Raw genomic sequence first — 25,486 nt, 5'->3', positions numbered from 1 at the left:
ATGCGGGCTGACTCGCTGCTGTACGGCGTCCGCCGCGTCGACGAGCAGGGGGACCGGCTCCTCTCGATGCGGACGTTCTCTGGACCGGAGCCGCTCCGGTGCGTCGACGTCGCGCTCGACGCGCTCGTCGACATCGCGGAACTGTTGCGCGCCGCGGCGCCGTTCCCACCGCGCGTCGAGGCCCGCGGGGGCGACGGGCCCACCGCCGTCGGCCCCCGAACCGACGGCGGACCCGGCGCGGTCGACGAGGCGGTCGCGGGCGTCCTCGCCGCGAGCTACAACCGCGGGAGCGCGGCGCTCGACCGGCTCGATCCGGCGGTCGCGGACCGGGTCGGCGACGACGAGCGGTTCGAGACGGTCGACTCGCGCGTGCTCGTGCCGCTCTCGTCGAGCGGGCCGCACGCGCGGAACTGGCCGCCCGTCATCGAGGCGCTGCTCGACCGTCTCGACGGCGTCCGCGAGGACTTCGAGCGCGTCGCTCGGCGCGTGGAGGCGTCCGCGGTCGGCGGAACGCTCGCGTCCGGCTGCCGAGCGGTCGCGGAGATGCTCGGTACCCTCGCCGGGGTCGTCCGGCGGGCCGACGCCGACACGCGGTACGTCCGCGATCGGACCGACCACAGCCAGCGGGAACTCCTCTCGACTATCGAGACGGCGACGACGCAGCTACGGAGTGACGACAATGCTTAATCTGACGCCAATACTGAAGCAAGACCAGCCCACGTCCCGTATCAGGATCGGCGCGAAGAAGGTCGGTCCGAGCACTAACACGGTCGAGATACGCCACAACGACAGGCGGGCGTTTTTCTACGTAGAGCCGGTCGACGACTCCATCGTCGACGGGATCGGTAACAAGGTCCGCATGCACCAGAACGTGAAGACGGTGTTCGGCGGGATCGACCGCGGCGCCGACTTCCTCGTCGACCCCGACGCGGGGAAACACGACGTGGTCGAGTGCGAGTCCGCGAAGATCCACACGAGCGAGGTCGCGCCCGACGAGCTCGGTCCGTTCCTCAGGGACAACGACTACCTCCTCCATCCGATGGAGGAGGTGGTCCCGAACGGTGACGGCCTCGCGACGTTCGAGGTCGCGGCGATGGAGCCGACGGGGTACACCACGCTGCGGGTGACACCGGAGACGGAACTCGAGTTCATCGACTCCGGCGAGCTCCGGGAGATCCGCGCGACGAAGCCCGCCGCGAACACCGCGGCGACGAGCGAGGAGGGCGGCGACGACGAGGCGGTCCAGGTGTCGCTCGAACCGAAGAAGCCGACGGTGAGCTTCGAGGAGGACGTGGCGGGCCTGCCGGAGGTGAAGCGCACGGCGGAGAACCTGCTCGCGCTGTTCGACCCCGACGTGCGCGACGAGGTCGTCGACCGCTACGGCGACGAGTTCGCCTCGCGCGGCAACAGCATGCTGCTGTACGGCCCGCCCGGCTGCGGGAAGACGCTCGTCTCCGAGGCGATCGCCTACGAGGCGAAGTACAACTCGAACATCGAGGAGAGCTACGGCGAGGTGAAGTTCCTCGAGATCAAGGGCAGCGACGTGCTCTCGAAGTACTCCGGGGAGTCGGAGAAGCGCGTGGAGGCGATCTTCGAGAAGGCCCACGGGATCGCCCAAGACGGGTTCGCGGTCCTCTTCTTCGACGAGGTCGACACGCTGATCCCCGACCGGGGCGACGACTCGCTCCAGCGTCACGAGCGCTCGCTGACCAACGCGTTCCTCCAGGAGATGAACGAGATCGAGGACAACCTGCTCGTGATCGGGGCGACGAACATGCCCTTCACCATCGACCCGGCGGCGACCCGCCGGTTCCCGATCCAGCAGTTCATCCCGCAGCCGGAGACCGAAGTGATGGCGCAGGTGTGGCGGAAACACCTCGCGTCGATGAACGGGACCGACGGGATCGACTACGACCGGCTCGGGGAGCTCTCGACCGGGTACACGCCCGCGGAGATCGCCGACCGCGTGCTGGGCAGCGAGCTTCAACGCGAGTTCGTCGAGAGCGTTCACCTCCCGGACAGAGAGCCGATCGAGCCGACGACCGACTACTTCGCGGAGCGGCTCGCGGAGACCGACCCCAAGACGGTCCGGCAGTACATCGCGAGCGTCCGGACCCAGATCGACGACCTCGAAGGGTATCCCGAACTGCGGCGGTATGTCGAAGAACAGGCCGACCGGCTGGACATGCAACTCGGCAACGAGCCCTCGTCGCTGGAACAGTTGTTCGGCGGAGAGGGTGACGGCGACGGGAGCGGCGAAGGCGGAGACGACGCAGCCGGCGGTGACGAGGGCGGAGAGGGTACAGCCGGCGGTGACGAGGGCGACGGCGGCGCGGCCGGCGATACCGACGGGGACGCCGGGAACACCGGAAACGACGGCGAGAGCGCCGGGATCGAGCCCGCTCCCGGAGGCGCCGCCGAGGCGGAGACCGGGGGTGACCTCCGTGACTGACGGCTACCGGCAGGTCGGCTCCTTCGAGAGCGACGCCCCGTCGGCGGTCGGGATCGGGCGCGACGTGATCGCGTTCGGCCTCGGCGACCGCGTCACGCTGGTCTCCGGGCGGGACCGGACCGCGATCGACCACGGCGAGCCGATCGTCGATCTCGCGGTGGCGGACCGGCTACTCGTCCTCTCACCGGAGACGCTCACGGCGTACTCGCTCGACGGAGACCAGGTGTGGAGCCACGACGCGGGCGACGCGTACGCCGTGGCCGGCGCCGAATCGCGGGAGTGCTGCGGCGTGCTCGGCGCCGACGCCCTTCGGTTCGTCGAGGTCGCGAGCGGCCGCGAGCGGTTCGCGATCGACCGAACGCGGCCGGGGACGCCCGACGACGCCTTCGTCGCGACGCCGACCGGCTTCGCGATCGCGACGTGGTCGTTCCTCACCGCGGTCGACGGCGACGGGGAGATCGCCTTCGACCGCGACCTCTCGGCGGTCGTTCGGAGCGTCGGCGCCTGCGACGGCACGGTAGTCGCGGCGCTCCAGAGCGACCGGCTCGTCGGCCTCGACGGCGGGAGCGGCGAGGACCGCTGGCGCACGGAGCTCGACGCCCGGCAGGTCGCGCCGGTCGGCGAGGGGTCGGTGCTCGTCAGCGCGGCCGACGGGGTGCTCGACGTGGGGGCCGACGGGACGACCGAGACGGTTCCCGACCTCCCGACCGGCGACGTGTACGCGACCGGCGACGGGGCGGTCGTCTGCTCGGTGCGCGACGGGACGATCGCGACGTACGTTCCCGACCGCGACCGGGTCGACGTGGAGCTGCTCACCGACTCCGTCGGCGTCGGCGGGACGATCGACGTCGAGGCGTCGAACCCGACCGAGACGGAGCGGACGGTCGAGCTCGCGGTGGACGTGGAGGGCTGTGCGCTCTCCCCCGCCGAGCGGAGCGTGACGATCGACGCCGAGGGCTCCAGCGTCGTCGACTTCCCCGTGGCGTCGGTGCGGCGGGAGGGGCGGGCGGACGTGACCGTCGCGGCCGACGGCGAGGAGGCCGGGCGCGGGACCGTCGAGGTCGAGGACGCGGCGAGCGGCGGGCTGGCGGTTGAGACCGCGTTGCACACGAGGCGGATCGACGACGGCGTCGCCGAGATCGCGGTGACCGTCGAGAACGTCGGCGGGGTTCCCCTCGACGCGGTCCGGCTGTTAGAGGCCGGCACCGAGGCGACCGACGTCGCGCCCGGCGACGCGTGGGAGGGGTCGGTCACCCGCCCCTACGAGCCCGACACGCGCGTGTCGGTCGGCCTCGAGGTGGAGCGCGGCGACCGCCGGCGGGAGTACGCCCCCACGTGTACGCTCCCGTCGCTGCCGACGATCGAGGCGACGGTGGAGCGCGACGCGCTGCGGGCCAGCGTCGCCGTCGCTGACGGCGTCCCCGTCGCGGACCGGCTCGTGGTGGAGCTGCCGGGCGCCGGGCGCGTGCGGTCCCCCGTGACGATCGACGGCGACGAACTGCTGCTCCTCGTCCCGCAGTACGAGTCGGGGGTCGCCCGGATCGCGCTCGACGCGCTCGACGCCGAGGAGCGCGTCCGCGTCCCCGGAAACGGGACGTTCACGACGCCCTCGTCGACGGGCGGGATCGATCGTGACCGCGACCGGTCGCAGTCGTCGCGCGGGACGGGTCGGGGGGCTCGGTCGCCGGACTCGGCGGAGTCGACGAGCGCCGACTCGTCGTCCGCGTCCGCGACGAACCCGTCGGAGACCGACCCGTCGCCGCCTCGCGGGTCGGACCGAACCCGGTCGGGCGAGGCGTCCGAGCGACGAGACAGGCCGGACGAGTCGCCCGAGCGTCGGAAGCGGTCGAACGACTCACCGGCCGATCGATCCCGGCAGTCGCCGTCGACGGACCGAGAGCAGACGGATTCGAGCCGCGGTTCGGCGGACTCCGCCACCGGAGAAAGATCGGAGTCCCCGTCCCGAGCGCCGCAGGACGACCGCTCCCCGGGACGGTCCGAGAGCGGTCCGGCCCTGTCGGTGACGCGGCGCGCTCCGGAGCGCGCCCCCGGCGTTGGCCACGCCGTCCGCGACCGGATCGTCGTCGAGAACGAGGGCGGGCCGGCCGAGTCGGTCGCGGTCGTCCTCGACGGCGGTGACCGCGTCTCCCTCGGCGGGCTTGGTCGGGGGGAGACCGCGTCGGTCGACCGGTTCGTCGCCGCGGGCGAGCGCGGCGAGCTCGCGCTCCCCGCGGGGACCGTCGAAGCGGGCGGATCTGTCGTCGCCGAGATCGGCGCCGAGTCGCTGCCGGTGAGCGACGACGCCGTCGGCGTGCTGGCGACCGTCGATCCGGCCGACGGGACGCTCACGGCCGCGATCGAGAACGGGATCGACCGGCGGTGTCGCGTGACCGGCGTCGACCCCGGACCGGACGGCGGTCGGGAATCGCTCTCGACCGCGGTCGAGGCGGGCGCGAGCGCGACCGTCTCGACGACGGTCCCCGAGCGCCCGGCCCCCGGCGACGCGGTCCCCGTCTCGTTCTGGATCGAGTCGGACGGCGACGAGCGCCGGATCGACGCGCTGGCGGCGGCCGACGGGGATTCGGGGGGCGACGCCGGCGGTGAACCGGCGCTGACGCCCGGGATCAGTCCCGACACGCAGGTCGCCGGCGAGTACAGCTCCGTCGTGCTCGCGTTCGAGAACGAGGGGAGCGACCCGCTGGAAGACGTCTCGGTGGTCGCCGACGGCGACCCGATCGACTCGATGTTCTACTCGCCGGCCCGCCGCGAGCTCGTCGAGCCCGGCGACCGGATCGAGCACTACGTCGACCTCGAGTCCGGGCACGCGGAGCCGAGCTTCGAGGTCACCGTCTCGTACGCGGTCGACGGGGCCGAGCGGGAGTACGTCGCCCGCGCCGCCGGTCCCGCCGTCGACGACGAGGCCGCGTGGACCGACGAACTCCTCGACGCGTGGTCGCTCGACCGGATCGACGCGGCGACCGCGACGCCCGACCTCCCCGCGCGGCTCTCGACGCCGCCGCGGAGCGAGGACTGACGGCATCGCGAAGGGGGGAGTCAAAAAGCGGCGATGGGCCGTTGAACGTCTTTCAGTCCGAGCCGATCGATGAGACCTCCCCGTGATTGATGGCGGGAGTGGGTATTGCAGATCGGTAGCGGCGAGACGGTATTTAAACAGCCAAGAGCGACGACGATCGCTTATAAATGACGACGCGGTGGCGCGCGCCTCCGAACGGCCGCCACCGGTGGCCGTGAGGAGCGCGTGCGAGGGAGTCGCTGGCGCCTTATAAGGCGCCAGCGACGAGGCTGGGGAGGCGTGAGGCTGCGGTTGCGGTGTGGGTGGGACTCAAAGGGGCAGCCGCGAGGGGAGCTTAGGCGACGCTAAGCACCGCAGAGAGCGAGTGAAACGAGCGACCGAGGAGCGCAGCGAGCGTAAGCTCCCCTCGCGGCTGGGGCTTTGGAGGCCTTCACCGCGGGCACATCGATCACTTATAAACACCTGTCAGCAACACCCAAATCCAACTTATAAACAACCGAACAGCCAATTTGCGAGACTCACTCCCGTTGTCGATCGTCGCCGTGTCCGCGACGACCGCATCACACCGAGTTCACCTGCGGGGAGTTCGGCGATCCCCGCGGTCGCGGTGCCGACCTACACGAGGAAGTCGCCGCTGACCGACTCCCGCGTGTCGCGGACGTACCAGAACATCCGCCTCGCGGTCCGAACGGTCAGCCCCACGGCGACGAGCGCGTAGACGCCGATGGCGCCGAAAAGCGAGTACCGGGCGATCCCGAGCGCGGCGGTCCGCGACTCGTACTCGGCCGTGACCTCCTGAGCGCGTTCCGTCTCGCCGGCGCTCTCGAAGGCGTCGATCGCCTCCTGGTAGGCGGCGTCGATCGACGCGGTGCCCGCGACGAACCCGTCGTAGTTCGCCGGGTTCAACAGGAGCGGCTGGCCGAGGATGACGACGAACTGGTCGCCCTCCATCTCGGTCCACGTGTTCTCGGCGTCCTGCACCGACTGCTCGCCGGCGGAGACCGAGTCGGAGTAGCTGTTGAACGCTTCTTCAGCGTCGGCCTCGAGCTGGTTCGCGCGCTCCTCGTCGCCCTGCAGCAGCGCGATCCGCGCGAGCTGGCGCTGCGTGGTCGCCTCCTCGATCAGCGACATCTCGCCCGATTCGAGCCGGTCCTCGTAGTAGGCCTGCTGTTCCTGAATGAGCCGGTCGAGGTCGCCCTCCGCGTCGGACTGCGCGGCGTTCGCGAGCCCGCGCAGCTCGTCGTCTTCGAGCCGCTCGGCCTGCAGCCCCATCGTGTTGTACGCGGCGGCCGCGCGGATGATGGCCGACTGAGCCTGATCGTGCTCGCCGTTCTCCAGGTGGCCGTCGGCCTCCTGGACCGCCTCGACGTACAGCGTCGCCGCCTCGCCGAAGGTCAGCACGGTGGAGATCTCTTGGTTCGCGCTCTCGCCGCTCCGGAGGCGCTCGTCCATCGCGTCGACGAGTTCGAGGGTGCTGTCGGCGACGGGCGTGTCGTATCCGGAGAGGTCGTTGCGGATCGGTTCGAGATCGAGGGGGACCGGCGAGGCCGTGACGGTGATGGTCGCGTCGTCCTCGTCGCCGTCGACGTCGTACTCCCACGCGTAGCTCTCGCCGAGCTCCGCGCTGGTGTCGAACTCGAGGGCGAACGAGGCCGTCCCGCTCCCCCCCGCGCTCACCGAGCTCGGCGCGCTCTCCAGTGTGAGCCAGTCGTCCGGGCCGTCCGCGAGCGTCGTCTCGATGTTGTCGACGTCGTTGTAGCCGAGCTCCTCGCTGATCGTCACGGTCCGGCCGTTCGCCTCGCCGATGGCCACGTCGCCGATGTCGGCGTCCTCGGCGACGAGGCTCGTCTCGTGGACGATCTCGAAGCTCCCGTCGAGGCTCGCGTCGTCGCCGTCGAAGCCGGGCGTGTCCACGGTCGCGGAGATGTCGTAGTCGCCCTCCGGGAGGTCGCGGTCGGCGGTGACCCGGAGCGCGGCGTCGGCGGTCGACTGCCCGTCGATCTCGTTGGGGGTGCTCGACACCGACACGGAGACGCCCGACTCGGCCGAGGACGCCGAGACGCTGCCGACCTCGATCGGAGTGTCCCCGTCGTTGGGGATCTCGAGGTCGATCGTTCGGGTCAGCGTGTCCCCGTCGTTCCGGGGTTCGTCGAACCTGAACTCGTCGTCTTCGAGCTCCAGTTCGCCGAAGTAGCCCGGATAGATGACGCGGGCCTCGACGTCGACCTCGCGGGTTGCGTCCGGGTACCGTTCGTCCGAAATCTCGACGGTCCACTCCAACTCCTCGTGTTGGGGTGCATCGGAATTCGGCGTCACCGTCCAGTCGACGGTGCCGCCACTGCCGGTAACATACTGCTCCCCGGAAAAGTCGAGGGTCGCGTCTTGATCGCCGCTCACTTCGGTGATCTCGACCCCGTCGAGCGAGCCGTCACCGCTGACCTCCTCGACGGTGACCTCCCCCGAGTTACTCTGTCCGACCAGCACGTCGCCCAGATCGAGCGGTTCGTCCTCGAAGCCGGCGAGCGGCGGCGTCTCGACCGTCAGGTAGAACTCAAAGGGCTCGCCGTTGACGTTCCCGGAAACGGTTCCGCTCTCCGCGTCGAATCCGGCGGTGATGTCGAGCGGGACATCGGTCGTTGTCCCCGGCGAGAGGTACGTGTCTTCGCCGGTTACCGACACTCCGGACGGCGTTCCGGTGATCGTCACGTCCGCGTTCGTCCCGTTCTCGCCGCTGTTGGTGACCTGAATCTCGTGCGTGTCCGTCTGCCCGTCCGTCTGGACGTTCATCGTGTAGTCGTCCGCCTGCACGTTCGAGACGTTGGCCGCGCCGACCGCGGGCGCGGCGAGCAGGCCGACGACGACCGCCGCCACGAGGGCGGCGGTGAGCCGCTTAGACATCGCCGTCACCTCCGGAGACGATCGACCCGATCTGGGCCATCTCGTAGGTGCGTCGCCAGAGGAAGATCCGCCCGAGCACCGCGGTCCCGATCAGCCCGATGACGAGCCCGTAGCCGACGAGGATCGAGGCGGACGCGACCCCGAGGGAGAGTCGCGCGTCGGCCACGTCGCCGGCGAGCGCGCTCAGCTCGGACGTGCGCTGGTCGAGTCCGTTGTCGCTCGCGTCCGCCTGCGCCGCTCGGACCTCCGAGAGCGTCTCCTGTGCGGCCTGGTAGCGCTCGAACGTCCGGACCGGGTTCGTGCTGCCGCCGACCGCGCCGGCGACGGTGCCGCAGTCGAGGCACTGATCGAGGAAGTCGCCGCCGGTCGCCTCCGCGTCGTCCATGCGCTCGACCGCGGCGTCGTACTCGGCCGAGAGCTGTTCGGCCTGGAGGTTGAACTCCGCGGCCTCGTTCGGCCGGTTCGCGCGCTCGTAGGCGGTCGCCGTCATCGAGAGCAGCTCGATCCGGTCCGGTGTCCGCTCCGTCGCCGACGCCTCGTCGCGGAGGCCGTCGCCGAGGCTCGCGTAGAAGCGGGTCAACGCCAAGTCCGCGAGCGTCGCCTGCGTCTCCTCGTACGACTCCAGCTCGTCGATCGCCGCCTCGGCCTCCTCGGCCGCGGCGAGGCTCTCCTCGTACTCGCCGGCGCCCGCGCGATCGTACGCCCGCTCGAACGCCACCATCGCGTCGAGCACCGCGGCGAACTCGGCGCGGTCGTCGTCGTCGAGCGTCCCCACCTCCTGCGCGCGCGAGACGGCGAACGTCCGGATCGTCTCGAACTCCTCGTACTCCTGATACGCTTCGGTCCCCTCCATCGCGCGGAACGTCTCGAAGTACTCGTTCGCGGTCTCCGGGTCCTCCTGTGCGGCCGCCGTCCCCGCGCCCCCCGCCGCGACCGTCGCGAGGACGAGCAGGCCGGCGAGCGCGCAGGCGACCGCCGTCCGTGTCGTCCGTGTGCGTGTCGTGCGTGTTTCGGTCATGTCAGAACACCGTTCTCGTGAGCCGCTCGCGGAGGGCGTCGTGCTCGAACAGCTCCTCGACCGCGTCGAGGAGCAGCAGGGACGTGTAGCCGATCGCGACCGCCTCGGGGCCGCGGTCGGCCTCGCGCGTCAGCTCCCACGCGCGCTGTTGCATCTCTCTGGCCGGGGCGATCTCCGAGAGCTCGCCGCGCCGATCCTCGATCAGCCCGTCGACCGCCTCGTAGCGCTGTTTGACCTCGCGGCGCTTGGCGCCCGAATCGGCCTCGAGCCGGTCGAGCAGCTCGGCAAGCTCGAAGGAGCCGCTCCACCGGACGTCCGCGTCGGGCATGTCCGCGCAGGCCGCGAACAGGTCGACGTTGCGCTTCGTCGTCATCGCCTCGGAGATCGCGTCGGTCGTCCGCTCGGCGGCCGCGAGGATCCCGTCGACGGCCTCGCCGGGATCGACCTCGCGCCCGACGAACTCGTGGCCGGCGTCCGGCGTCGACTCGGCCGCGTCGAGCATCGACTCGACGACCGAGGCGTAGTACCGCGGGATCGTCCCGTCGCGGCCCCCGCCCTCTGAGAGCGACCGAACGTCGCCCCGGACCCGGTCGATCCGGTCCCGGTGGTCGGCGTCGAGCCGCCACGTGAACCGGGCGTCGACCGCCGCCCGCGCGGTCCCGGACTCCTCCACGGAGACCGTCGTCTCGGTCCCCTCGTAGGCCCCGTCTCGGTCCGCGAGGGTAGCCTCGACGCGATATCGTCCGATCGGAACCTCACGCTCCTCAAGCGTTCCGTCGGCGTCGGTCGTGACCGTCTCGACGTCGAAGCGGTCCGACAGGAACTCGTCGTCGGGGACGATCCGGAGCGGAACCGCCCCGGCGGCCGCACCGTCGACTCGGGCCGACCCGCGGAGCCGCCCGGTCCGGCGGTCGAGTTCGACGGTGTGGCTGGCGTTCTGCTGGAAGCGCACGCGCTCCGTCGCGTCCGCGTACCGCTCGTGGGACACCTCGATCTCCGCGTCGGTCGCGTCCTCCGGCGGATCGAGCGTGACCGCGCCGTTCCGGTCTGTCGTTCCCGAGACGCCCGCCTCGCCGCTGATCGTCGCGCCCCTGACCGGCTCGCCGTCGACCGCGTCGACCACGGTGAGCGTCGCCTCGACCGGAACCGTCAGCGTCGCGGACGGGTCGCTCGCGTCGACGGTCTCGACGTTCGAGCGCGCGGAGCCGTGGCGCGCGTACACCTCCCAGGTCCCGCCGCCGGGCATCTGGATCGTCTCGCGCCCGCCCCGCACCGTCACCGGGTCGTATCGGTCCCGTCCGTCGGGCTCCCGGTAGTGGACGGTGACGTCGCCGCGGAAGAGGTTCGACCCGTCGGTGACGCTCACCCTGGCGGCGAACGGGCCGGTGCCGGCGGCGGCGGCGCCACCGCCGCTCAGCAGGCGGTGACCGGCCGCGGTGACGACCGTTCCGAGGAGGACGCCCGCGAGGCCCGCGGCGTTGATGAGCTCGGCGACGAACAGGTCGGCGCCGGAGAACACGAGGACGCCGACCGCAGCCAGCCCCGCCAGCGCGAAGCCGAGGACGCCGATGATCGCGGTGTCGACGAGGTCCGGCTCCTCCCCGTTCCGATGGCCGATCACGACGCCGGGCAGCGCACCGACGGCGAGCGGAAGGAGGAACACGAGAAGCACGGGGAGAAGCCCACCGAGGCCGCCGAGCACGCCGGCGGCCGCGGCGCCACCGGACGAGCCGCCCGCCTCGAGCGTCACGGACGCGTCGCCCGCGGCGGTCGACAACAGCAGCGTCTGACCGGCGTCCGGGGCGGTCTCTCCGTCGACGGCCAGCCGCCCGTCCTCGTCGACCTCGCCGTCGATCCCGGCGTACGTCGCCCCGTCGTCGGTCTCGACGAGGGCGCCGTCGACGGCGAGCCCCGCGAGCGACCGATCGAACCGGAGGCTCCCGTCGTCGGCGACCGTGGCGTCGGCCTCGAACGGGCCCGCGTACCCGAGCGCGTCGTCGCCGGTGCGGTTGACGTACTCCGTCCCGTCGTCGTTCCACACCCGTATCTCGACCTCATCGGGCGACCGCCACGGTAACGCGAGGTGTCCGTCCTCGGTCTCGGCGGCCGTCGCGGTGTACCGCGCCTCCTCGCCGCCCGTCCTCGCGTCGACCGCGTAGGTCTCGGCGGGCGAGAACAGCGGGTGCCAGAGCGCGAGCCCGTCCTCCGTCGACCGGAGCCCGGGAGCGATCTCCGACTCGTCGCTCACCGGACCGGCGTCGGAGAGCACCTCGAATCCGAGCGTCTCCCGCGAGTCGCCCGCCGCGTCGATCAGATCGCCGCGGTCGACGACGAGCTGGGCGCCGTCGCCTCGAACGGTCGCGCTCGCGTCGGCGGTCCCGTTGCCGTCGAGGTCGAGGTCGACTTCGGACTCGCCCGGAACCCCGACCGTGTCGCCCGCGTCCAGGGGGACGTAGAGCCGGTCGAGCGTTTCGTCGTCCGACTCCACGGTGTCGCTCCACGCCGGGCTGTCGTCCGCGAACGCGACCGCGTGAAGCGCGACCGACGTCCCGTTCTCGATGGTCGTCGAATTTCCGTCGGCCAGTTCCGCCGTGACGGTCACCGTCGCGTTCCGCAGATCGGTCTCGTTGACGGCTTCGGCTCCTTCGTCGGGGGCGGCGACATCGATCCGCACCGTGTCCCCCTCCGCGTTCGTCGCGTTTTCGGTGTAGACGATGTCGGAGCCGCTGACCTCGACGATGACGGTCGCCGGATCGTCCACCTCCGAGACGTTGACGACGAGGTCGCTTCCGTCGCGTTCGAGAGTGTCCGCGGCGGCGACCCCGGGCGCGAACGCGACCGCGAGCGTGCAGGCGAGGATCAGCGCGACGACCGTCGCGGCAGCTCTGCGGTCGGGTCCGCGCTCCGCGCCGGCCGGTGATGCGGTTGAGCTCATCTCACACGATCACTCCGCGTTCCGGTCGACGTACGCTTCGAGGTTGTCGACGATCCGGTCGAGCTCGGCCTGTGTCAGCTCGCCGCCGGTCCCGCCGCCGGTTCCCGCGAGGCTGTCGCCGAGCATCTCGAACTCGTCCCACGAGTGGTCGAGCAGCGGGTTCAGGTCGAATCCGCCCAACAGCAGGAGCACGTCGACGTCGCTGCCGCGCCCCCGCTTCGGGGTGAGGCTCGCCTGCCCGGCCACGTTGATGTCGTGTTTGGTGGTCCAGTCGCGGAAGGCGTTGTACACCTCCGGCTCGCTGATCTCGTCGTCGTCGATCATGCTCTCGGGGGCGCGGACGATGGCGTACGCCGCCGTCGTCGTCCCCACGTCCATCGGCACGTAGGTGTTCTCGGCGGCCTGATCGAGCATGTACTCCAGCTCGTACACCTGCCCGTTCATCTCGGTCGCGACGGCCGGCGTGAAGTGGTACGCGTCCATCTGCGACGGGATGGTCACGTAGTCTTTCACGTCGATGACGCTGCGCGTCTCGCGCCCGGCGCCGATCATCAGGTCGATCGCCGTGATGATGGCGTCGTTGATCGAGTCGTAGTGACGTCCGTTCCCGTTCTCCTCCTCGTCGAGCTGGGAGTTCGACGCGAGCAACACCATGTCCGCGTTCTGGGTGTCGTCCGCGGTCCGGAGCAGCCGCGAGAGCCCGCACACCGCGTTGAAGTGCCGCTGCGGCTGCTCGTAGTAGTAGGGCCACACGCCGAACGCGGTGTGGATCACGCTGTCCATCCAGTCTTCCGTCGCCCCGGCGTCTTCGAGGTCGGGAAGCCCCGTTTTGAACTGCTCTATCGTGTACGGGATCGACCCGTTCCCGGTGCCGCCGCCGAGCGTCGCGACGTGCATGAACGCGTCCGAGGTCCCGAAGTCCTTGATCCGGGAGACGATGCGGTCGAGGTCCTCCCTCGCGCACGCCTCGCCGTTCGGGAAGAAGTTACCGGCGCCCTGCTGGGAGCCGAACTCCAGCGCGTGCGACTCCATCGTCTCCTCCTCGCCGCGCTCGTCCTGAAGGGTCCCGCGCATCCGGTCGATCGTGTTCCGGAGGTCGGCGCGGTTCGTGTTCATCACCAGTACTCGGTCGTCGATGCCGGGGTTCTCCGCCCGGTCGAAGAACTGCGAGGCGATGCGGCCGCCCCCCTCTCCCGACGCGATAACGCTCCATCTCGTAAACGTGTCCGTTTGTGCCATTGGTCAGTGTTCGTTGATCTCGAGTCCCGTGTCGGTCACCGCCACGCTGTGCTCGCCGTCGACGCCGCCGACCGCGTCCCGGATCACGGAGTCGGGGACCGGCGCGGAGAGGAAGTTCCGCCGCAGCTCGGCGAAGCTCACCCGGTCTCCCGGGTCGACGTTGTACCGCAGGACGTTGGTCAGTTCGCGTTCGATCTGATCGTCGTCGTACACGACGACCTCGCCGTCGCTCCGGCAGATCCCGTGGCCCGCCTCGTCGCTCCAGACCGCGAGCAGACAGGCCGCGTGGGTGTCCTGCACCGGCAGGTCCATCTCCGTGGACACGTAGCCCTCCTCGGCGAACGCCGATTCGAGCCGAGACCGCATGTCCGGGAGGACCTCCGTCATGTCGACGTCGACGTCGGCACAGAGCTGCTCGCGGAGGCCCCGTTCGAGGAACTCCACCGACACCGACGCGTCGCCGTCGATCGTCACGTCGCGCTCGATCGCGCCGAACGCGTCGTCGCCGGGGTCGGCCGACAGCTCGTGGGTGCCCGCCGGGACGTTCTCGAACGCCGCCGTCCCGGCGACCCGCGTCTCCACGGTGACGGCCTCGGAGTAGCCGCCGCCGTCGAGTTCGATCGTCGCCGTGCGCGGGCGTTCGCTCCCGTGTTCGTACGCCACCTCGACGGTCACGTCGTGGGTCTCCACGTCGCCGCGGCGCAGGACGGGGACGCTCGGGTCGAACTCCAACCCCTCGTTGCGGCGGTAGTAGAGCCCGAGGAACTGGTCGGCGTGCCGCATCGGGAGGTCGTCGCCGACGACCTCGCCGCGCTCCGCGAGCGCCGTCTCGATCGTCTCCGAGACGTCGTCGTACGCGTCGACGACGGCCGCCTTGGTGTCCGCCGTCTCGACCGCGTCTCGCAGGTCGGTCGCCGCGGCCTCCCAGCGCTCGGTGAACCGCTCGAGGTCGTCGACGTCTTCGAGCTCGGCCGCGAAGCGCTCGTCGACCGCGGCCGGCTCCGCGTAGTATCCCGGCGGGAGGTCGGCCGCTCGGAGCGTCTCCGCGTGGTCGGCGAGGCGGCGCTCCAACGTCCGGATCATGTCGAGACACACCCGGCGCAGGTCAGACCGGTGGCGGCTCGCCTCCGAGAGGTCGAGCGCCGAGTCCAAGTCCGACACCGCCGCGTCGATGCGGTCGACCTCGTCGATCGTGCTCGCCTCGACGTGCGCGTCGACCCCCGCCCGGTCCACCGCGTCGACGAGGTCGCGGATCGCCTCCAACTCCTCGTTGAACGACCCGGAGAACTCGTCGCGGAGCCGGTCGCGCGCCTCGAGCACGGACTCGACGGCCGACTCGAACTCCCCGCGGTCCAGCGCCGCCTCGGCGTCCGCGAGGTCGGCCTCGATGGCGCCGCCGTCGTCCGCGCGGTGCTGGCCGCGCCGCATCTCGCGGACGGCCCCGATCGCGTCCTCGATCGTCCCGCGAGTCGCGTCGCGCGCGCCATCGATCACGTCGCGGCACTCGGCGATGGAGGCGCTCGCGCCGGGCGCCGAGAACGACTCGTCCGGGTCCGCGAGGTCGACCTCGGCGAGCCGGTCGAGCACGCGCTCGCGCCGGGAGAGGTCGCCCGCGACGAACTCCCGGAACGTGGACTCGACCTCGTCGTCGAGGCGTTCGGTCTCGTTCGAGAGCCGCTCGAACTCCTGGAGGTCGGCCGACTTGACCCCCTTCCCGAGGTCGAACGCCCCGGTCTCGCGGTCGACGGTGACGCCCTGCGTCTCGAAGTCGCCGACCGCGGACTCGATCTGTGCGTCGATCCCCGGGTCCCAGTCGGGGTACGCGGTCCGGAGCTCCTGGACCCGTCGGAGGAGCGCCTGGAACTCCTCCGCGGTCGACCGGGCGCGGGTGCGGACAAACTGCTGTTCGCTCGTCCCGCTCCGGGTGATCACGCCCCGGACGTACAGCGCGATGCCGGCGACGACGAAAAGCGGGATGCCGATGAGGACGAACCAGGTCGCCGCCTGCGACCCGGACCAGACGAAGATCCCCGCGCCGATCGCGGCGGCCAACACGACGAGCGCCCCGATCCCGAGCGCGGTCCGACGGTTCGCGTTCATGCTATCACCCGGAGCAGCGGGTCGAGCCCGACCATCACGGCGAGGACCGCCGCGCCGGCGGCGGCGGCGACGACCCCAAGCAGGATCGGGAGCAGCGCCGTCTTCCGGTCGTAGCTCACGTCGCGGCTCAGCTTCATCTTCTCTTTGACGCGGCGCGCGGCGACCAGCGGGACCGCCGCGCCGGCGACGAGGCCGAGCGCCACGCCGGCGCCCAGCGAGCCGAGCACCGAGAGCCGCACGGTCGAGCGCGGACCCGCCACTTCGGCGTCGACCGCGCCGTCGTAGGCGTTCGCCGCCGCCGTCACGTTCGCTTCGGTGCGTCGGTACTCGTCGTCGACGGCCTCGGCGGCCGCGACGGTTCCGGTCGCAGTTCGGTTCGCGCCGGCCGTCCTGAGACGGCCGAGCAGGGCCGCCCGTGTGTCCGTCATCGTCTCGTAGTCCTCCTGCAGCGAGTATACCGTTTCGTTCGCGTCCGCGAGCTCGTCCTCGTTCGAGAGGTCGATCTCGGACGCCTCGATGGCGCCCGTCGTCTCGTTCAGCGCCGCGGTCGCGTTCTCGGCCTCGGTCACGGCGGTCCGGTACTCCCGGTACGCCGCCGCGACCTCGTCGTCGTCGACGCCGAGGTCGTCGCCCGCTCCGTCCGCATCGCCCGCGGCTCCCGCGACGGTGACGACGAGCGCCTCGTCGGGCGCCGACCGGTTCGCGTCCGCGAAGTGGTCGGCGAAGTCGACGGTCTCGTTCTCGCCGGTGACCGCGACGGTGTACGTGTGGCCGTCTCGGTCCCCGACCTCGAACCCGTCGCCGTCGGAGAGCCACTCGGACTCCACCGGCTCGCCGGCGGCGCAGTAGCCGACCGTCAGCGTCGATCCGGAGCGGAGCGTGATCTCGTCGGTGAACGCGGCGTCACCCACGCCGCCGACGACGACGCTCTCGTTCTCGCTGACCGTCTCGCAGTAGTCGGCGGGCCCCGCGGCCGACGCCCCGCCGACGGCAACAAGGGCGAGGAGACCGACGCAGAGCAGCGACGCCAGCAGGTGGCGTCCCGCTCGCCCGGTCATTCGATGTCCCGCTCGCCCGGTCATTCGAGCCGCCCCCCGATCTGTTTGCTCTGGTACCAGTACGTGGCGCCGCTCGCGAGCACGACGCCGACGCCGAGCCCGATCAGCCCCCCGCCGGCCGCCAGGTACGGGACCTGTTCGGAGAGCGTCACGGCCGCGCTCACGGTCGCCGTCGCCGCGACCGCCGACCGGACGGCCTCGCCCCCGTCGCCGAGGGCGACGCCGACGAACCCGATCAGCGCGGCCGCCGCGACGAGGGAGGCCCCGGCGACCCGGGTCCCCGTCGAGCGAGTCATGCGAACAGCTCCTCCGTCTCCTGCTCGTAGGCGTCGGCCGCGGCCTCGATCTCGTCGAGCCGGTCGAGGTCCTCGCGGCGGTACGTCAGCAGCGTCACGACCGACGCGAGGTTGCGACCGCTGAGCGCGACGCCGATGTTCACTTCGTTGAGCCGACAGCTCCGTTCGAGGTACTCCTTGATCGTCCCGGTCTCGACGCTGTGTGAGCCCGGTCCGATGTTCGCGCTCGGCGCGCGGACCAGTGCGATCGCCTTCTGGGCGTCGTTCGGGTCGGCCTTTGCGAGCGACTGCTTCGACGCGGAGAGCCGCGCCAGCGCCGCGCTGTCGATGTCGCGGCGCCCGACGAACGGGAGCAGGTACCCCGACAGCGACCGCGTCATCGTCACGGATCGACCGATGGCGCCGTAGCCGGGCTTGGACTCCCCGCCCGCGACGCCGAACGACAGGGACGTGACGATGTCGCGGACGTCGATGTCGGGGGTGTCGACGCCGTCGACCTCGCTGGCGTCGACGTTGCTCAGCATCGGTCCGACGACGATGTCGTGGAACGCGGCGGCGACGTACTCGTTGTACTCGCCGAACTCGCCGCCGGCCGAGTCGAGGTACGAGATCCGCTGGTTGTCGACCAGGACGATCCCGTCGACCTCGTCCTCGAGCCGGTCGAGCCCGTACCGGGCGTTCCACGCCTGTCGACCCGCGCTGACCTCGCCGTCCGTCTCGTCGTCTTCGACCCCGCCGCGGGTGTTCGGGAGGACGGTCACGGCGACGACCTTCGTCCGGTCGTCGGTGAACTCCTTAATTCCCCGCGCGATGTGCGGACTGATCCCGCAGCCGGTTCCCCCGCCGAGCCCGACGAACAGGAACGCGAACTGGATGGCGTCGGTGTCGGTCGCGGGCACCTCCTCGTCGTCCGCGGCGGCGGCGGTCCGCCCCCCGAACTTCGATTCGAGGATCGTCTGGAGCTCGTCGGCGTGGTCCCCCATCACCTCGTCGGCGTCGACCGGGTTCCGACCGAACCCGCCCGTCACCATCTCCTCGAAGCCGGGCTCGGTCCCCTGCACGAGCCCGTGCTGCTGTGCGACTCCGTACTGGTCTTCCGCGGGGACGTTCGAGAGGTTCTGTAAGTCCCGCATCGTCGAGTTGAACACCAACGGTCGACCCAGCGTCGAGATGTCCGTGGACTCGAACAGCCCGAGCATCGAATCGTCCGTGTACTCGAAGATCGAATCGACGATCGCTCCCCCCGCTTGCCCCGCGCCGATAAACAGATACGTCATTTAGCTGGTGGTTCCTCCGTACGCCCGCTCGGGAAAATAGTTATCGAACAGTACATGTCTCTGCTACAGATGTTACTGGAACATCGGATTATAAAGATGTTGGACGTACCAGTACGCGGACAGTCGTCAGCCGCGGAGCCGACGGAGCATCACGCTGTACTCGTTGCGCTCGTACAGCTCCTCGACGTGATCGAGGAGGTCGCTCGCCGCGGCGAGCTGACCGGCCGCCTGATGGGGCTGTTCGTCGCCCATCCGCCGCGCCCGGTCACAGAGCGTGTCGGCGAGGTCGAGGAAGTGCTTCGGGATGGTGTGGTTGTGGTCCGCGCGGACCGAGACGTACTCGTCGTTGACCGCCGCGATCCGGTCTTCGACGTCGCGCGCGCGCCGGGCCACGTCGACGCTCTCGGAGGACCCGTCCGACCGTGAGAGCCGCGGGACGAGCGTCCGGTCGTAGAAGGTGCACTCTTGGTAGATGGCGTACAGCTGCACCTCGTCGACGTCCGGTTCGTCGGCCATCGCCTCCAGCTCTCTGACCCGGTCCGCGAGGTGGCGGTAGACCGCTCCCTCTTCGCGTTCCAGTTCGCGGTCCAGCGAATCGAGCCGACGGCGAACGTCTTCAGTCCCGATGTCCGCCACCGCGGCTCGCAGCTCGGAGTACCCCTCGACGGTTTCGACGGTCGACTCCAGAACCGCGGCGACCTCGTCGCCCGGTCGGCTGGCGTCGCCCAGCACCGAAAGCAACTCCCGGGACTGCGCCGTCTGCGGCCGAGCCGCGCGTCTGACGTCGTCGACGATCGGCGCCAGGTCTCGCCCGGAGGTGCCGAAGGCGACCTCCCCGTCCTCGAGAGCGTCTGCGAGCTCGACCAGCCGATCGTCCGTGTCCGCGGAACGGAACGAAACGGCACCGGCATCGGTCGCCTCCCGGCAGACGCTTCCGGCGGCGGTCTCGAGCCGGTCGTACTGCTGTCGGTACCGATCGAGTTCGGTCTCGAGTTCGTCCATCTCCTCTCGGTGCTTCCGGTCGCGGTCCGCGTCGCGATCGGGGGCGGCTCTCGCGTCCGAGACCTCGGTTTTGAGCTCCAGCACCCGATCGAACACCGACTCGACGCCATCGGCAAGCGGCCCATTCTGGCGGGCCACCGATCGCTTCGCCGAATCGATCTGCCGCTCGTCGATCGGCTCGCCGAGGCCGGAGACCGCGTCCGCGACGGCACCGGTGCGCTCGAGTCGGTCGATGACATCGTCGAAAACGTCTTCGAGGCGGCTCCGGTCCGGCGAGTCGTCCGACAAGACGCGACACAGTTCGACGGCGAGCGGATCGCTCGGGCGGGTTCGAGACGCCACCTCGTCGGCGACTGCCGTCACAGGGTGCGGGGGTGCGGACGAGTCGGCGTGCTCGGGAGTGGACGGCTCGTCACTCCGGGTGGCGTCCGGGTCGGACTCGGACGACTCGGTCGAGGGGCCTGGCGCCGGCTCCTGCGTTCCTGTCTCGCGCGAGCGATCGTCGCGCCGCCGATCCGCATGACCGCTCTGGGGGTTCTTGATCTCTCGAACGCGCTGGCGAACCTCCGAGACGACCTCGTCGACGGTGTCCGTCGCCGCCGAGCTGATCCGGGTCGACCCCCCGCCCGAGGTCTTGATCTCGAGCTCGGTGAACGCGCCGTCTTGGTGCGACTGAACCCCGGTCACCTGGTCGTAGTAGATCTCCTTGTTGGTCCCGCCGCCGACCCCCGATCGGGACTTCATGTCGTACTCCGCGCCCTTGTTGAGGTTGATCGACGTTTCGCTGACGACGATCGTCGTGTTGTAGTAGGTGTCGGCCGGTTTGACCAGCAGCGGCGAGCTCCCGGAGTTGTACGTGAGATTGTACAGTTTCGCCTCCTCGAGGTCGATCCCGCGTTTCGCGTTGCGCTCCGACTCGCCGATGAACTTCTGGACGAACGACTGGTACTTGGCGTTGATCTCGCGGACACCCCAGTACCACGCGATCATTCCCGACAGTATTCCGAGAACGAAGAAAATACCGGCCTCATTGACTCCCGCACCGATCAGCGAGAACACGACGGTGGTGCCGATGATGATGCTCCACGGCGACCATCCGATCTTCCACCGGACGTTGTTGACGTTGCCATCGTCTGTCATTGCACAGAGCATTCGCTCACGCAATGATTAATCTTCTGGACTGATATGTTAGTAAAGCAATATTTGAGGGGCGACGCAGACGCGGCCCTTAGCCCGCGGGCTGACGCCGCCATCGGAGCCGAGGCGTCCGGGAAGCTATCCCATGTTCTCGCGGCCGAGACACGAGAACAGCGCCTCGACCTCGTCCCACACCTCGCGGACGTTGTCGGCCTGTTGGGTGTTCCCCTCCTGTTTGAGCGTCAGCGCGTGGTCGTACATGGCCTCGATCGACGGCATCTCGGGGTTCCACAGCGTCCCCCACAGGTACACGTCGTCGAGGTACGGCGTCACGAGCTGTTTGACGTGGATGTCGACCGACTCGATGCCGGTCGAGCGGCCGGCGTCGAGGAACTGCTCGTCGCCGAGGATGCTCGCGAGGGTGCCGTCGCCGATCAGCTCCGAGACCTCCCGCATCTTCTCCTCGGGACCGTACGCGAGGAAGGTGCCCCCCCACGCCGTCGTCGGGTCGAACTCGGCGAGCTTGTTCTGGAACAGCGCGTTCCGGACGAGCAGCTCCAGCTTCGACTCGTCGAACGTGTTCGCCCGCGAGCGGCCGAGGACCGGCGCGAGCACCACGGCGGGCGAGAAGTCCCGGTCGGGGTCCCGCTGGTACTTGTCCTGGACCGGTCGGAAGCTGTCCGCCGGGTCGAACACGTCGCCTTTGATCGACATCGTCGCGTCCCGGTCCAGGAACTGCGGCACCGACGACATCGTGAACGCCTCCAGGAACGCCACGAGCGGCTTGTTCGCCTCGACGTACTGCGGCGGGTTGTACTCGTCGAGCCGGTCGATCCGCGGGCGGATGTCGGCGCCCACGTCCTCCAGCCGCTTGTTGTCGAACGGGATGATCGCGTCGACGGTGCGGGAGGTTCGGGCCAGTCCGACGACGCCATTCACCTTCGCGCGGCCGCCGAACTCCGAGTACTGGGTCCCCTCCGAGGGGATCACGACGCTGCTGAACAGCGGCTTCGAGACGATCCCGTCGTCGAGCACCTTCTCCCGGAGCTTCTCGGCGAGGACGGGCGTCGCGCCACAGCCCGTCCCCTTGGTGACGCTCTGGATGAACATCACGGCCTGCGAGTCCTGTATCCGGTCGGCCCTGAGGTCCCAGCGCTCCTGAAACGGGTCGGCGTCGTCGGCGAAGTCGGCCTCGATCAGGTCGCGACCGAGGTCCCACCGGTAGCCGGCGCCAGCGTAGTCGTGTTCGCCGAAGCCGATGATGCAGTTCGGAAGGATGTCGTTTCGGCTGTACCCCTTCTCCTCCTGTGCGTAGTAGGTCTGTTCGAGCTCGCTGACGTTGGTGTTCAACAGGCCGTACCCCGCCAGCCCGCCTTGCCAGATCCGGGCGCGTCGCTCGTTGTTCTCCTCCAGCGTCGCGCGCCGGAGCAGGATCGCGTCGAGGATGTTGTTGCCCGCGCCGCCGACGCCGACGAGGTACCACTTCTTCCCGTACGCGTCGTCCATCAGGTCGTCGCTCGGCGTCTCCGCCTCCGACGGGGAGGGCGTGGCCGCTCGCCCGAACTCGTCGGTGGCGGTCGGGTCCGCCGAGTCGTCCGGATCGTCGGCCGCGGAGGGATCTCCGGAGAGCGCCGCCTCCTTGAGGTCGGGATACACCTGCTCGACCGATGCGGGCTCGTCCGCGTGGGCCCGAGACAGGTGTTCGACGAGCGACCCGCCCGCCCACTTGTTCGAGCGCTGCATACAGATCTTACAGATGTCGGTCATGTTCGGATACGGTATCGGGGGTGACGGAGATACATAAAACATTACGGACGCGGCCGGTCCCGCCAGATTTCGTTGGCGGCCGCTGATAGGAATCTCGACGCGACGCCGGCTCGTCTGCGGGGCGGAGATCCGCGACGCGTCCGCGCCCTACGCCCCGTGTCGCTCCGTGAACCGCTCGCGGAGCGCGTCGAGCCCGGCGGACGCGGTGGTGCCGTCGCGGAACTCGATCTCGAAGAAGCCGGGCGGCGCGTTCTCCTGAAGCGTCACGGACGCGACGATATCGGTCTGCCGGCGGCAGAACGTCGCCAGCGGGTCGAGTACCTCTCGGCGCGCCACCGAGTCGGGGAGCCGCTCGGTCTGGCACTCGACGGCGCCGTTCCCCCCGCGGCCGTCGAGCTCCCGGAGCACGAAGAGGATCTCGTCCGCGACCGCGTCGGGAGTGAGCTGCTCGCGTCCCCTGCCGTCCCCGTGGTCCCCCCGGTCCACCCCGCCGCCCCTCCGGCCAGCACCGCCACCGCTTCCCCTGTCCGACGCGCTCGGTCCCCCGGCCGACGGAGCGCTGCCGGAGGCCCCGCGGCCGGACCGGGAGCCCCCACCGCCGGATCGGGAACTCCCGTCCCCGAGGCGCGAGGACCCGCCGGTTCCGGACCGCGAGGGGCCACCGCCCGTGATCGCGATCTCGTCTCCGTCGAGTTCGACGTCGACGGCGTACTGTCGCTCGAGGATCGGAACGAGGTCGGCGACGAACTCGTCGGCCACGCCCTCCGGCACGCCGACCCGGCCGCTCCCGTGGTCGATCGTTCCGGTGACACCCCCGAGGAAGTCGATGGCCATCAGCAGGTCGTCGCCGACCCGTCGGGCGTCGCGGACCTCGCGGTCGGCGTCGTCGAACGCGCACGCGTGGAGCGATCGGTCCGCGGCGTCGAGCCGGCGCTCGACGTCGCGAACTCCCGGGAGCGCCTCGTGACGCCCGTCGACGACGAACTCCCGCACCCGGTCGGCGAGGGCGCCGTCGAAGCGGTCGGTCATCTCCCGGACGTCCGCGAGCGTGCGCTCCGCCTCGCGCCGCTCGTCGAGGTACGACTCCTCTCGACGGCGAACGTGCGACTCGATGTCGCGGCAGTGCTCGTGGACCGCCGCGGCCGTCCGAGCGGCCTCGTGCAGGCCGCGGCCGTCGAGCGCGTCGCGGACCGCCGCCTCCAAGTCCGACACGTGAACCGTCTCACCGCCCGGCGGAACCGCCAGCTCGCGGAACCGACCGGGCAGGTTCACAACGTCGTAGGTCCCGCCCAGCGACGAGGTCACGGTCGGGTCGAACCGCCCCCCGTCGAGGGCGTCCTCGACCGCCTGCCGGAGGTCCCGCTCCATCGCGTCGACCGCGTCCGGGGACGCGTTCCGATCGAGCGGGAGCCGGTCGCGGATCCGCGAGACCGCGTCGGAGGCGACCGGTTCGAGCCGGTCGAGAGTGCGCTCGCCGATCCGGTCGTCGAACGCCGCGGTCGCGTCGCCGGCGGTCGGTCCGTCCGCTCCGGTCGTCTCGCCCGTCGCGTCCGGAGCCCCCGCCCTCGGCTCGTTCGCTCCGCCCGCGGTCGCGTCGCCGACCCCTTCCGGGGAACCGTCGTCGCGCACGGGCCCGGCGGGCTCGGACGAGCCGGCGTTCCGTCGACGGTACGCGATCAGCGTCCCGGCCGCGGCGGCGAGAAGCACCGCTGCGGCGACTGCGGCGACGAGCAGGGTCGTTCCGGATCCGCCCGCGACGCCGACGGCGCTCCCGACGGCCTCGAAGGGGACGGACGCCCCGGGTTCGGAAGCCAGCTCGGTCCGTCCGGCGAGCGCCGACCGGACACCCTCGAAGCGGTCCACGTCCATACGACCCATGTGTAGCTGACGGGGGGTAAAGACCTGTCGTCCGCGCGAGAAGACCGTGGAGGATCGATCCGAGTTGCTAACTCCCTCCACGGGTCACCTCGAAGTATGGACCGTTTCCAGAACACGGGACAGCCGGACTGGGACTGGTGGGGTCGGGTGTGGCCGACGCCGGGCGCCACCCTCCGGCGGCTGGGGCTCTCGCCCGGGGACCGCGTCGTCGAGATCGGCAGCGGGAACGGCTACTTCGCGCTGCCCGCCGCGCAGATCGCCGACCCGGCGACGGCCTACGCCCTCGACGTCGACGGGTCGCTGCTCGCCGAGCTCGACGCGCTCGCGGCGGACCAAGGGATCGACAACGTCGCGACCGTCGAGGGGGACGCGCGGGTCCTCCCGGAGCTGCTCCCCGAGCCCGCGGAGTTCGCGCTGCTCGCGAACGCGTTCCACGGGATCGGGGACCGCGCCGCGTTCGTCGAGGGGGTCGCCGACGCGCTGGCTTCCGACGGCCGGTTCGTCGTGGTGAACTGGCGCGACCTGCCGCGCGAGGAGACGACGATCGGCGGCGAGCCGCGGGGCCCGCCCACCGAGCTGCGGCTTCCGCCGGAGGCGACACGGCGAGCCGTGGAGGAGGCGAGCGACCTGCGTCTCGTCCGGGAGGTCGACCTCCCGCCGTACCACTACGGGCTCGTCTTCGAACGCTGACGGGCGGAGAGGAGGATCAGTCCAGCGCCGCCAAAGCTTCCGCCGCCTCGCGCGCCGCCTGCAGGTGGTCACGGGCGCGCCGCGGGTTGTCCGTCTCCTCGGCGGCGCGGGCGAACCGGGTCAGCGTCCGCGTCAGCGACGCGCGGGCGTCGGCGACGGTTCCCGAGTCGGCGGGCTCGGCCGGCGGCGTTGCGCTCGGCCCGTCGCGCGGCGCCTCGGCGGTCGACGGGGACGAGGCCGCGTTCGAGGCGGCGGCGTTCCGGTCCGTCGCGTTCCGGCTCGCGTTCGGGGGGGTCGCCTGTCCCGCAGTCGGAGATCCCGACGCGTCTCGGTCCTCTCCCTGCGACGGGCGCTCGTCGCTGTCCCGGGTCTTCACGACCTTCCGCGGCGCGTTCCCCGCCCCTTCCAGGTCCGCGGCCTGCGCGCCCCCCTGGGAGTCGCCGCGCGCTCCTTTGCCCTGTGTGCTCTTACCCTGCGCGCCATCGCCTGTTCCGGTCGCCTGACACGTCGGGCAGAACTCCTGGCCGTCGTGGCGGAAGATGGGGTCGCCGCAGTCGTCGCAGTGGCGGTTCGTCATCGTCGCGCCCTGCAACAGCAGCTCGGACATCCGCTGGGTGTGTTCGCGCTTCTGTTCGTCCTCCGCGAACTTCTCGCGGAGCTTCTCGCGTTCGGCCTCCTTGTCGAACCCGTCGCTCATACGCGGAC

At 70.6% G+C, this 25,486-nt stretch carries 16 protein-coding genes; 4 read left to right on the top strand and 12 right to left on the bottom strand.

Going from position 1 to position 25,486, the window contains the following annotated elements; translation table 11 throughout:
• Genes JIN95_RS08960 through JIN95_RS08950 form a run of 3 tightly spaced genes read left to right on the top strand, consistent with a single transcriptional unit; the run spans position 1 to position 5,486 of the window.
• Positions 1-687: a hypothetical protein gene (locus JIN95_RS08960; RefSeq protein WP_200531156.1), complete on the top strand. Its 687-nt coding sequence runs from the start codon at positions 1-3 to the stop codon at positions 685-687.
• Positions 680-2,452, top strand: coding sequence for an ATP-binding protein (locus JIN95_RS08955; protein WP_200531155.1), 1,773 nt, complete (start codon positions 680-682; stop codon positions 2,450-2,452). The genes JIN95_RS08960 and JIN95_RS08955 overlap by 8 nt, the downstream gene beginning before the upstream one ends.
• On the top strand, positions 2,445-5,486 hold the full coding sequence (locus tag JIN95_RS08950) for a hypothetical protein (protein ID WP_200531153.1): 3,042 nt from the start codon (positions 2,445-2,447) through the stop codon (positions 5,484-5,486). Before JIN95_RS08955 ends, JIN95_RS08950 begins: the two co-directional genes overlap by 8 nt.
• 615 nt (positions 5,487-6,101) lie before the next feature.
• Here the strand turns inward: JIN95_RS08950 and JIN95_RS08945 are convergent.
• The 11 genes from JIN95_RS08945 to JIN95_RS08895 all read right to left on the bottom strand — a co-directional run bounded on the left by JIN95_RS08945 (position 6,102) and on the right by JIN95_RS08895 (position 24,082).
• On the bottom strand, positions 6,102-8,384 hold the full coding sequence (locus JIN95_RS08945; protein WP_234699183.1) for a hypothetical protein: 2,283 nt from the start codon (positions 8,382-8,384) through the stop codon (positions 6,102-6,104).
• The gene (locus JIN95_RS08940) at positions 8,377-9,402 is read right to left on the bottom strand and encodes a hypothetical protein (protein WP_200531151.1); all 1,026 of its coding nucleotides are present in this window, start codon (positions 9,400-9,402) and stop codon (positions 8,377-8,379) included. The genes JIN95_RS08945 and JIN95_RS08940 overlap by 8 nt, the downstream gene beginning before the upstream one ends.
• A gap of 1 nt (position 9,403) precedes the next feature.
• Positions 9,404-12,337: a hypothetical protein gene (locus tag JIN95_RS08935; protein ID WP_200531149.1), complete on the bottom strand. Its 2,934-nt coding sequence runs from the start codon at positions 12,335-12,337 to the stop codon at positions 9,404-9,406.
• Between the two features lie 9 nt (positions 12,338-12,346).
• Positions 12,347-13,576, bottom strand: coding sequence for a hypothetical protein (locus JIN95_RS08930; protein ID WP_200531148.1), 1,230 nt, complete (start codon positions 13,574-13,576; stop codon positions 12,347-12,349).
• A gap of 3 nt (positions 13,577-13,579) precedes the next feature.
• On the bottom strand, positions 13,580-15,676 hold the full coding sequence (locus tag JIN95_RS08925) for a hypothetical protein (RefSeq protein ID WP_200531147.1): 2,097 nt from the start codon (positions 15,674-15,676) through the stop codon (positions 13,580-13,582).
• Entirely contained in the window at positions 15,673-16,734 is a 1,062-nt protein-coding gene (locus tag JIN95_RS08920; protein WP_200531146.1) for a hypothetical protein, read from the bottom strand. Before JIN95_RS08920 ends, JIN95_RS08925 begins: the two co-directional genes overlap by 4 nt.
• Before the next feature lie 20 nt (positions 16,735-16,754).
• Positions 16,755-17,030, bottom strand: coding sequence for a hypothetical protein (locus JIN95_RS08915; protein ID WP_200531145.1), 276 nt, complete (start codon positions 17,028-17,030; stop codon positions 16,755-16,757).
• Entirely contained in the window at positions 17,027-18,307 is a 1,281-nt protein-coding gene (locus JIN95_RS08910; RefSeq protein ID WP_200531144.1) for a cell division protein FtsZ, read from the bottom strand. The genes JIN95_RS08915 and JIN95_RS08910 overlap by 4 nt, the downstream gene beginning before the upstream one ends.
• Before the next feature lie 126 nt (positions 18,308-18,433).
• Positions 18,434-20,449 carry a hypothetical protein gene (locus JIN95_RS08905; RefSeq protein WP_200531143.1) on the bottom strand — a complete coding sequence of 672 codons (2,016 nt, stop codon included), beginning with the start codon at positions 20,447-20,449 and terminating at the stop codon, positions 18,434-18,436.
• A gap of 135 nt (positions 20,450-20,584) precedes the next feature.
• Entirely contained in the window at positions 20,585-22,213 is a 1,629-nt protein-coding gene (locus JIN95_RS08900; protein WP_200531142.1) for a cell division protein FtsZ, read from the bottom strand.
• A gap of 147 nt (positions 22,214-22,360) precedes the next feature.
• Positions 22,361-24,082 carry a hypothetical protein gene (locus tag JIN95_RS08895; protein ID WP_200531141.1) on the bottom strand — a complete coding sequence of 574 codons (1,722 nt, stop codon included), beginning with the start codon at positions 24,080-24,082 and terminating at the stop codon, positions 22,361-22,363.
• Positions 24,083-24,187: 105 nt separating this feature from the next.
• Between JIN95_RS08895 and JIN95_RS08890 the strand changes: the two genes are divergently transcribed.
• Positions 24,188-24,781 carry a class I SAM-dependent methyltransferase gene (locus JIN95_RS08890; protein ID WP_200531140.1) on the top strand — a complete coding sequence of 198 codons (594 nt, stop codon included), beginning with the start codon at positions 24,188-24,190 and terminating at the stop codon, positions 24,779-24,781.
• A gap of 16 nt (positions 24,782-24,797) precedes the next feature.
• Here the strand turns inward: JIN95_RS08890 and JIN95_RS08885 are convergent, their stop codons facing one another.
• The gene (locus tag JIN95_RS08885; RefSeq protein ID WP_200531139.1) at positions 24,798-25,478 is read right to left on the bottom strand and encodes an Sjogren's syndrome/scleroderma autoantigen 1 family protein; all 681 of its coding nucleotides are present in this window, start codon (positions 25,476-25,478) and stop codon (positions 24,798-24,800) included.
• Between the last annotated feature and the right edge of the window lie 8 nt (positions 25,479-25,486).

Origin of the sequence: Halorubrum sp. LN27, assembly GCF_016635065.1 — an archaeon.
Taxonomy (GTDB): Archaea; Halobacteriota; Halobacteria; order Halobacteriales; family Haloferacaceae; genus Halorubrum; species Halorubrum salipaludis.
The sequence above is the reverse complement of the archived record's forward strand: the minus strand, read 5'-3'. Positions and strand labels throughout refer to the sequence as shown.

Bases quoted from the DNA above. Each gene is read 5' to 3' on its own strand.
- JIN95_RS08960 (WP_200531156.1), top strand. From the start codon at position 1: ATGCGGGCTGACTCGCTGCTGTACGGCGTCCGCCGCGTCGACGAGCAG.
- JIN95_RS08955 (WP_200531155.1), top strand. From the start codon at position 680: ATGCTTAATCTGACGCCAATACTGAAGCAAGACCAGCCCACGTCCCGT.
- JIN95_RS08945 (WP_234699183.1), bottom strand. From the start codon at position 8,384: ATGTCTAAGCGGCTCACCGCCGCCCTCGTGGCGGCGGTCGTCGTCGGC.
- JIN95_RS08940 (WP_200531151.1), bottom strand. From the start codon at position 9,402: ATGACCGAAACACGCACGACACGCACACGGACGACACGGACGGCGGTC.
- JIN95_RS08935 (WP_200531149.1), bottom strand. From the start codon at position 12,337: ATGAGCTCAACCGCATCACCGGCCGGCGCGGAGCGCGGACCCGACCGC.
- JIN95_RS08930 (WP_200531148.1), bottom strand. From the start codon at position 13,576: ATGGCACAAACGGACACGTTTACGAGATGGAGCGTTATCGCGTCGGGA.
- JIN95_RS08925 (WP_200531147.1), bottom strand. From the start codon at position 15,676: ATGAACGCGAACCGTCGGACCGCGCTCGGGATCGGGGCGCTCGTCGTG.
- JIN95_RS08920 (WP_200531146.1), bottom strand. From the start codon at position 16,734: ATGACCGGGCGAGCGGGACGCCACCTGCTGGCGTCGCTGCTCTGCGTC.
- JIN95_RS08915 (WP_200531145.1), bottom strand. From the start codon at position 17,030: ATGACTCGCTCGACGGGGACCCGGGTCGCCGGGGCCTCCCTCGTCGCG.
- JIN95_RS08910 (WP_200531144.1), bottom strand. From the start codon at position 18,307: ATGACGTATCTGTTTATCGGCGCGGGGCAAGCGGGGGGAGCGATCGTC.
- JIN95_RS08905 (WP_200531143.1), bottom strand. From the start codon at position 20,449: ATGACAGACGATGGCAACGTCAACAACGTCCGGTGGAAGATCGGATGG.
- JIN95_RS08900 (WP_200531142.1), bottom strand. From the start codon at position 22,213: ATGACCGACATCTGTAAGATCTGTATGCAGCGCTCGAACAAGTGGGCG.
- JIN95_RS08895 (WP_200531141.1), bottom strand. From the start codon at position 24,082: ATGGACGTGGACCGCTTCGAGGGTGTCCGGTCGGCGCTCGCCGGACGG.
- JIN95_RS08890 (WP_200531140.1), top strand. From the start codon at position 24,188: ATGGACCGTTTCCAGAACACGGGACAGCCGGACTGGGACTGGTGGGGT.
- JIN95_RS08885 (WP_200531139.1), bottom strand. From the start codon at position 25,478: ATGAGCGACGGGTTCGACAAGGAGGCCGAACGCGAGAAGCTCCGCGAG.